The sequence below is a fragment of the Streptomyces sp. SAS_272 genome (assembly GCF_052543235.1).
In genome coordinates, this window is the sequence record NZ_JBMNDR010000009.1 from 136,195 (window position 1) to 142,757 (window position 6,563).

8 protein-coding genes and 1 pseudogene are annotated in these 6,563 nt (G+C 68.4%); 1 reads left to right on the forward strand and 8 read right to left on the reverse strand.

The features are described 5' to 3' along the window. Positions 1-158: 158 nt before the first annotated feature. A complete protein-coding gene (locus ACN6LD_RS09175; protein WP_445037616.1) occupies positions 159-1,340 on the reverse strand; it encodes a hypothetical protein in 1,182 nt (393 codons plus the stop codon). A 69-nt stretch (positions 1,341-1,409) separates the two neighbouring features. Next, complete coding sequence (locus ACN6LD_RS09180; RefSeq protein ID WP_159059656.1) at positions 1,410-1,649, reverse strand: hypothetical protein; 240 nt, start codon at positions 1,647-1,649, stop codon at positions 1,410-1,412. 142 nt (positions 1,650-1,791) lie between these two features. On the opposite strand from ACN6LD_RS09180, the gene ACN6LD_RS09185 reads away from it, so the two are divergent. Continuing rightward, entirely contained in the window at positions 1,792-3,117 is a 1,326-nt protein-coding gene (locus ACN6LD_RS09185) for a hypothetical protein (protein ID WP_445037615.1), read from the forward strand. A 21-nt stretch (positions 3,118-3,138) separates the two neighbouring features. Here ACN6LD_RS09185 and ACN6LD_RS09190 read toward each other — a convergent pair whose 3' ends face one another. From ACN6LD_RS09190 to ACN6LD_RS09215, 6 genes and pseudogenes are all read right to left on the reverse strand, one after another. Then, complete coding sequence (locus tag ACN6LD_RS09190; protein WP_210594862.1) at positions 3,139-3,294, reverse strand: hypothetical protein; 156 nt, start codon at positions 3,292-3,294, stop codon at positions 3,139-3,141. 271 nt (positions 3,295-3,565) lie between these two features. After that, the gene (locus ACN6LD_RS09195; protein WP_445037614.1) at positions 3,566-3,874 is read right to left on the reverse strand and encodes a hypothetical protein; all 309 of its coding nucleotides are present in this window, start codon (positions 3,872-3,874) and stop codon (positions 3,566-3,568) included. Further along, positions 3,871-4,389 carry a hypothetical protein gene (locus ACN6LD_RS09200; protein ID WP_445037613.1) on the reverse strand — a complete coding sequence of 173 codons (519 nt, stop codon included), beginning with the start codon at positions 4,387-4,389 and terminating at the stop codon, positions 3,871-3,873. Before ACN6LD_RS09200 ends, ACN6LD_RS09195 begins: the two co-directional genes overlap by 4 nt. 307 nt (positions 4,390-4,696) lie before the next feature. Continuing rightward, positions 4,697-5,011: pseudogene (locus tag ACN6LD_RS09205) on the reverse strand (GFA family protein); the annotation flags it as partial. Positions 5,012-5,600: 589 nt separating this feature from the next. Next, on the reverse strand, positions 5,601-6,041 hold the full coding sequence (locus tag ACN6LD_RS09210; RefSeq protein ID WP_445037612.1) for a GFA family protein: 441 nt from the start codon (positions 6,039-6,041) through the stop codon (positions 5,601-5,603). A gap of 150 nt (positions 6,042-6,191) precedes the next feature. Then, on the reverse strand, positions 6,192-6,350 hold the full coding sequence (locus ACN6LD_RS09215; protein WP_445042844.1) for a hypothetical protein: 159 nt from the start codon (positions 6,348-6,350) through the stop codon (positions 6,192-6,194). Positions 6,351-6,563: the final 213 nt, after the last annotated feature.

Consider the following 6,563-nt stretch of genomic DNA (forward strand, 5'->3'; position numbering starts at 1 on the left):
CGTCGACGCTGCTGCGGCCGCTGGAGTGACGGAGGGCGACGCGCGTGCGGCGGGCCCACTGAATCCAGGTCTCCTGGCCGCGGGTCGGCCCCGACCGCGTTATGGGCGTTTGACCGCCTCCGCGAGCCTCGCGACGTCGGGCCGGACCTGCGGCCTGTCTACTCCAGCAACTCTGATTGGATCCGGTCCCAGCTCGGCCGCGGGCTGTCGACCGGATGCACGATGGTGAGGAGGCGGCCTTCGAGGAACGCGTCGAGCCGGTCAGCCGTTGGAGAGTCCAGCCGGCGGCGCTGGGCCCTGTGGTCCAGGGGCAGGCGCTCTCCCAGGACGCCGAGCAGCACCTCTTGGCGTGCCGGGCCGACAGCATCGCCGCGGATCCACCGGCCGCGGACCTCAACGCCGGAGAACGTGCCGAGTGTGTCCTCACGGCCGAAGGACCGGTTCATGGCTGCTTCGACCAGCGGTTCGGCCCGCCTGATCGCCGCCTCAGGGTAGGCCCCGGCTCCATCGGCCGGACCCTCACCGCTGGACTCGGGTATGTCATCAGGCCAGTTCAGGAGGGGTTCCTCCGGTTCCAGGTTCGGGCGTCGGCGGGGATCGGGCCGGGGAACACGGAATCGCCAGGGAGTTGCGCCGCCCGGGGTGTCGATCCACCCAGTGCTGAGCCCGGCCGTGGCCGGGGAGTCGTCGGGGAGGAAGATGTCGACGTAGACGCCGCCCGTGCCGAGCCAGACCCAGCTCATGAAGTAGGCGTGATCGTCGTGGTCGACGGACCACTGCGCGAGCTTCTCCAAGCGGGTCTTCTGCGGCTGGGTGCCTTTGCCGGCAGGGAACATCTGCTGGTGGTCGCGGCGGCGGCCCCGCGCCTCTCCGGCGAGCGGACCGGCGGCAAGGTCGTACAGCAGGTCCGGCCGCACACCCTTCTTATCGTAGGTGCCGACTAGTTTCCCGGGCAGGACGTCGAAGCTGCTGAGCCCGTTGGCCCCTGGCTCCCAGTCGAAAAGGGCCTCGCTGACAGCGGTCATCACCCCAAGGCCGGTGCACTCGCTGACGAAGCGCCGGATGTGGAGGGAGCTGGAGTCGAGGGCGGGACAGTCGACCCCGAGCGGGCCAGTACCCGGGCTGCCGGCGATATAGCTGAGCAGGAGGCTGATCTCGTGGTCGCGCACACGCTGATCGACCGTCTTGCGCAGGTCGCAGGCAAGGGCGTTGATGTTGACCACAGCAGCCAACGACACCGGCAGAGAGCCCTGCCCGATCTCGACGGCCTGGACAGCGTCAGCGCCAGCCGTGCCCTTCTCAACCGTGAAACGCCACACCCGGGCACGCACCGTACTCATGGGGGAAGCCTATGGCCGCCATCCGCCGGTGCGGACCTCTGGTTCCGTAGGACCCTGCAACGCGCTGGTCTACGCGGCATCCCCGATCGACACCGGGTGCCGGACAGCCTTCTTCACGTCCATCTCGACCGAGACCCGGTCCTTGCCCTCCGCCTTTGCGTACGCCGTCACCTTCATCTGGAACTCCGCGGAGGCGTCGAACCAAGGCTTCCACGACTCCGCGCTGTAGGGCAGGTCCTTGACCGCGTCGTTCGCCTCGACGGCAGCGCGCTCCAGGTCGATCAGGTCATCGAACGAAATAGCGGTCACGTCGAAGGATCCTACGTCCGGCCACGGCAAGGCCGGTCCCTCCCCTCCGTGGTCGGCGAGCCGAACCAATCGGGTTGCGCGGTCCCCTTTCCCTGCCCGATCCTTCTAGGTTCGCCACATTCACATCTGAAGGGCCGCATCGGTGACCTCGACGACCAACGACCCCCTCGCCGCGCTCCAGGCCGTGGACCCGCGCGTCCTGCATTTCACGCCGTTCGGCCTCGGCGGACCCATGCGGCCCCAGGACGCCGCGGACTATCAGCAGCGCCTGATCAGCAACCTGGTCCTCGCCGACGACGTGGCACAGACGACCCGCCAGAAGTTCGAGCAGCTGTGCGCCGGCTACGCCCACGGCCTGTTGTGCTACGACCTGTTCACGCTGGTCTCGGACGCCGCCAAACTGACGCTGGAGCAGGCGCTGCGGGACCGGCTCGCCGCCCACCACAACGGCACCATCACCGCCCGGAACCAGGCAGGCAGCGAGCGCCAGATCGCCTACACCAGCTATGCAGACTTCCACGATCAGTACAAGAGGCTCCGCAAGCCCGAGATACGGATGGGCAGTTCGAACACCTGGACCCCGTTCAACGGAATGCTCGACGGACTGCTGAAGTGGGCGCGGCGAGAGGGCCTGCTGCGTGGCCAACGAAACCGCGGGATCGAGAGGGCGAAGAAGAACCTGCGGAACGTCACCGCCCACGGCATGTTCCACCTCCTCACTCCCGTCGACGTATACAGGGATCTGTCCGACCTCGCGGAGATCATCAACCATTTGTGGGGCCACGCGACACCGGGAGGCCGGCTCTACCCGGCACCGATCCCGCGCGACGTGGTCGCCATCCGGTGGAACACCACCACCGGCTCCGTGAGGGCCGGGCACGCAGCCCAGCTCGCCGACCAGCAGGAGCAAGAGGAGGAGGACGGATTCACCTTCGTACTCGTGCGCGCGGTCTTCTGGCCCGGGGAGCGAGAGGATCCCAATTTGATGGAGTACGACGCCCGGAACGCCACCACGCACTTTCCGGCGGAGTACCTGTGGGGCCCCGGCAGCCGCACGCAGGCCATCGCCTGGCTTGAGCAGGAAGCGCCCGAGCCGGACAGCTGCGACAGCCTGGACCAGGTCTTCGTGATCCGCGTCCACGACGACCGCATCCACCTTCCGATGTACCCAGGCGTCGCCGCGGCGCTCCTGCCCGCGGAGCAGCAGGGATCCTGGTACGCGGTCCGCGCCGACGGCCCGGCCGAGGTGTTCGCACACGCGCGCGCCGCGTCGACTGCCGCAAACGGGCATGACCGGACCGGAGAGTGCGAGCGGTGCCCTGTGGAAACCATCGCCAGCGGAGACCTCGTCACGGTCCTCCGAGCCGCGCGGGACGCCGGCGCCGACATCAGTCCGCTGACGACGCCCGACGTGCGCACCCCGTTCGCCGACCTGATGGCTCCCCGGTCGGTCGCCGCCTCGCCCTGACGTGAGAAGTCCCGCCCGGGTCTATCGCCGTCGGGGACGGGGGCGGGATGCCGTCGCTACCGCCATGGCCTCGGCCTGGTGGACGATGACGTTGACCGCGCCGTACGACCGCTCCACGTGCCCGTCCAGGAGGACGACGGAGGCTTCCAGCAGGATGCGGCGGAAGCGTTCCCGCACGGGTGGGGGAGAAGACGAGGCTAACCATGCCGCTCGCGTCCTCCAGTGCGCCGAGGGCGACACTGTTCGCGGTGGGCGGGCGCTGGAGGTATTTGGCAAATCCGCCGAGTTTGCCTCACAGCCGAATACGGCCTCCAGGCCGTGCCCACGCCATGGTGGATCCAAGGTCACCCGGTCCACGACGAGCAGCCCGGAGCCGACGTACTCAAGCAACTCGCTGACTTCGCTGGTGAAGGAGCCCGTCTCGGGATCGAGGAGGACCTGGGCCGGTCTAATACAGCTCCTCCGACTCTTGCTCCATAGCCCGGAACGCATTCCGGCCGCGGTCGAGGTGGACCCGGTAGAACGTCATCGACCCCACGGTGGCGTCCTCGACCGTGCACGCGGGGCACTCTACGGTGACGCAGTTGCCCGTGGCCGCCGGCCCCTGGCCTCCGTCGTGCATACGCCGACGATGGAGGACGGACACACTCCACCGCTCCAGCGTGTCGGCCTGCGGGGTGTCCCAGAGCTCGTCGTCGTAGGAGATGTGCAGGTACAGGTCGGAGGGATCCCCTGGAAGCTGAGGCCGCTTACTCACCCGGCAAGGTCCTGCACGATGGCTTCAAGGACAGCACCCGAACCCTCGATGGGCGTGGGCATCACGACACCGATCACCGTTCTGTGCACGGCACCGCCCGACAGCAGCGACGGCTCGGGGTTCTTGGTCACGATCCGCAGGAGCCCGTGTCCGGGAGCCCCCTCGATCCGGTAGCCGGGTTGGAGGCGAGAGAGCCATCCGTGGTCCACTGCCACCGCGGCGCCGCGCAGCGCGCCGATACGCAGGCCGCGGGTCACCCAGGCCGACCAGGCGACCTCGCTCCAGTCCGCGCCGTCGGCCTGGTCAGGAATGACGTCTGAGAGGTCGGGGTGCTGCTCAGCCACCCAGCGCGAGGGCTGCGCTTTGCGGAGGACCCACTGCCCGTCCCTGCCGACCTCGGCAGGGACGAGCCCTGGGGTGAGGCGCATGTCGAGAGCGACGTGGCCGTCGGTGATCCGGTCGCCGTGCACCCAGACCTTGTCCTTATTGACGACCCAGTCGCAGAGTCGCTCCATTGACGCTGTCACTCGTTGTGCTCCCAGGAGAGATCGTTGCCCTTCCACAGTAGGGCGGGGAGCACGGAAAGCCTCTCTCAGACGACCTTTCCGCCTGCGGCCGACGCGAAAGCCACGCTCCGGGCGAACAGCCCCGCGTGACCATCGCACGCGTAGAAGCGGCGGCCGTCATCGGAACCGGCGCAGGGCTCGAACCACAACACGGCGGTATGCCTTCACGAGTGGTGGTCACAGTCGTGGGGGTCGGTTATCAGATCCGCCAATCCCATGAGCGCGTGAGTCAAGCGTGGAGGCTAGCCGCCGACCGTCACGTGCTGCGTTGCGGGTCGGGCGCGAGTGTGATGGTCATCCAGGGCGCCGCCGCCTCGCGGTAGCTGTGTCCGACCGGGACCAGTTCGGCGCTGCGGGTGAGGCTGAAGATCGTCACCATGATCATGTCCGAGCCGTCCGCGACAGAGGTGAGCTGGGTGCGGCAGCGCTGGCAGGATCCTCGGTGGAGAGTCGGCCAAGTGGAGAAGTAGGCCGGCTCTCCTGCCGGGCCCGTCCACTTCAGGGCGTCCCTGTGGAAACCGACCCAGGCCATCGCGGGAGAACCGGACAGGCGCGTGCAGTGCTCGCACGAGCACGTTTCCCTGTCAAGTCCTTGTGTTCACGACTTGTGCCTCCTCAGCATGGCGGCGCGCGGTGGTGGCTGTGGAAGGGATGGGACGGCCACCCAACGGTCTGGACGAGCAGTTCCTGTCAGGTCGACTGTGCCTTGTTCACCGGCGTGATGTAGGCCGCTTCGATGAAATTGATGAACAGGTCCGCGTTCCCGGTGCCGAGCATGTTCCCCATGCGGCGGAACATGTGGCGGGCGGCTCTCAATTCATCGCTGATGGACCCGATGCTCCACTCACCCAGATTCTTCGTAGCCGTCCGGAATTCTCAACGTCCTGGGATGTGGTCTCACGCTTTCGTCTCGGCAGGCATCGATGGCCAGAATTCGTCTAGGAAGTAGCCCAGCGCCTTTCTGGACTCGCTCCGGTTGAGCATCCCGTGGACTGTCCTTGGACTGCCGCGCGGCACTCGCAGAGTTCTCCGTCATCCGCGCTGAGCATGACCGCGGCGGGCCCCGGCCCGGGAGTTCGCGCCCTGCTCGCGGGCGAGAACGGGATGCCGGCCGGGGCCATCGAGGAAGCAGGTGACGTTGCCGACCAGCGGACGGGCGGTCAACCGGCCGTGCTGTGCTCGGTCTCCGGCACCGACGGCAGCCAGTGCACGGCGTTGTCGCGGAAGGACGCGTGGATCGGCACGAGGTCTGGGCCGCTGGTGTCGTCGAGGGCGGTGACGTTGATGCCAATCTCTGGGATGTCGCTGTCGATCGCCGCGAGGCGGCTGCCGCAGGTCGGGCAGAAGCCGCGTTTCGCCTCGCCTTCGAAGGTCTCGTACCAGGTTGGCTCGCCGCCCTCACCGGTCCAGGTGACCGTCTCGAATCCCACCCACCACATCACTGGTGTGCCGCCGAGCTTTTGACAGTGGCGGCAGACACAGGTGTGGGGGAAGACGGCCGGACCTCGGGTTGTGAAGCGGATGCGGCCGCACAGGCAGCCGCCGGTACGTTCCCCGGCTGTTTCGGCTCCCTGGGCGTCGGCGGCGGGGGTGGCGTTCATAAGGTGATCTCCCGGGCACAATGGGCAAGTTGGGCCCATCAGTGTGCCATCGCTTCCATGATCGCCAGGACGCTGTTGGCGGCTCTGGCGTGGCCCCGGCCGCGTGCGCCGATTGCAGAGGCGTCACGGGCCGGGCGACGAAACCGCGGCTCAGGGGCGTCCGAGGGCGCGGACGGTCCATCCGGCGTCGCGCCAGGTGCCTGCGTTCAGGGTGCCCCCGCCGTCGATGACGCGCGGGGTGGCGGTTCGGGCGGCGACGCGGGGCGGGTCGATACGGGCGGACGAACAGCTGCGACAGCCGGGGGACATCGTCGCGGTCCTGCCGACCCCGAGCCCACCTTCACCGCGGCGAGGGTGGCCCACAGGCGTTTCTCGGCCCGCTCGCGGTTGCCGGAGACCAGCCGTTCCAGCACGGTCACCCCGGGCAGCACCACCTTCTTGTCCACCAGGCGTTTGGTCGCGAGGTCGAGCAGCAGGGTGGGGGGGGGGGGGGGGGGGGGGGGGGGGGGGGGGGGGGGGGGG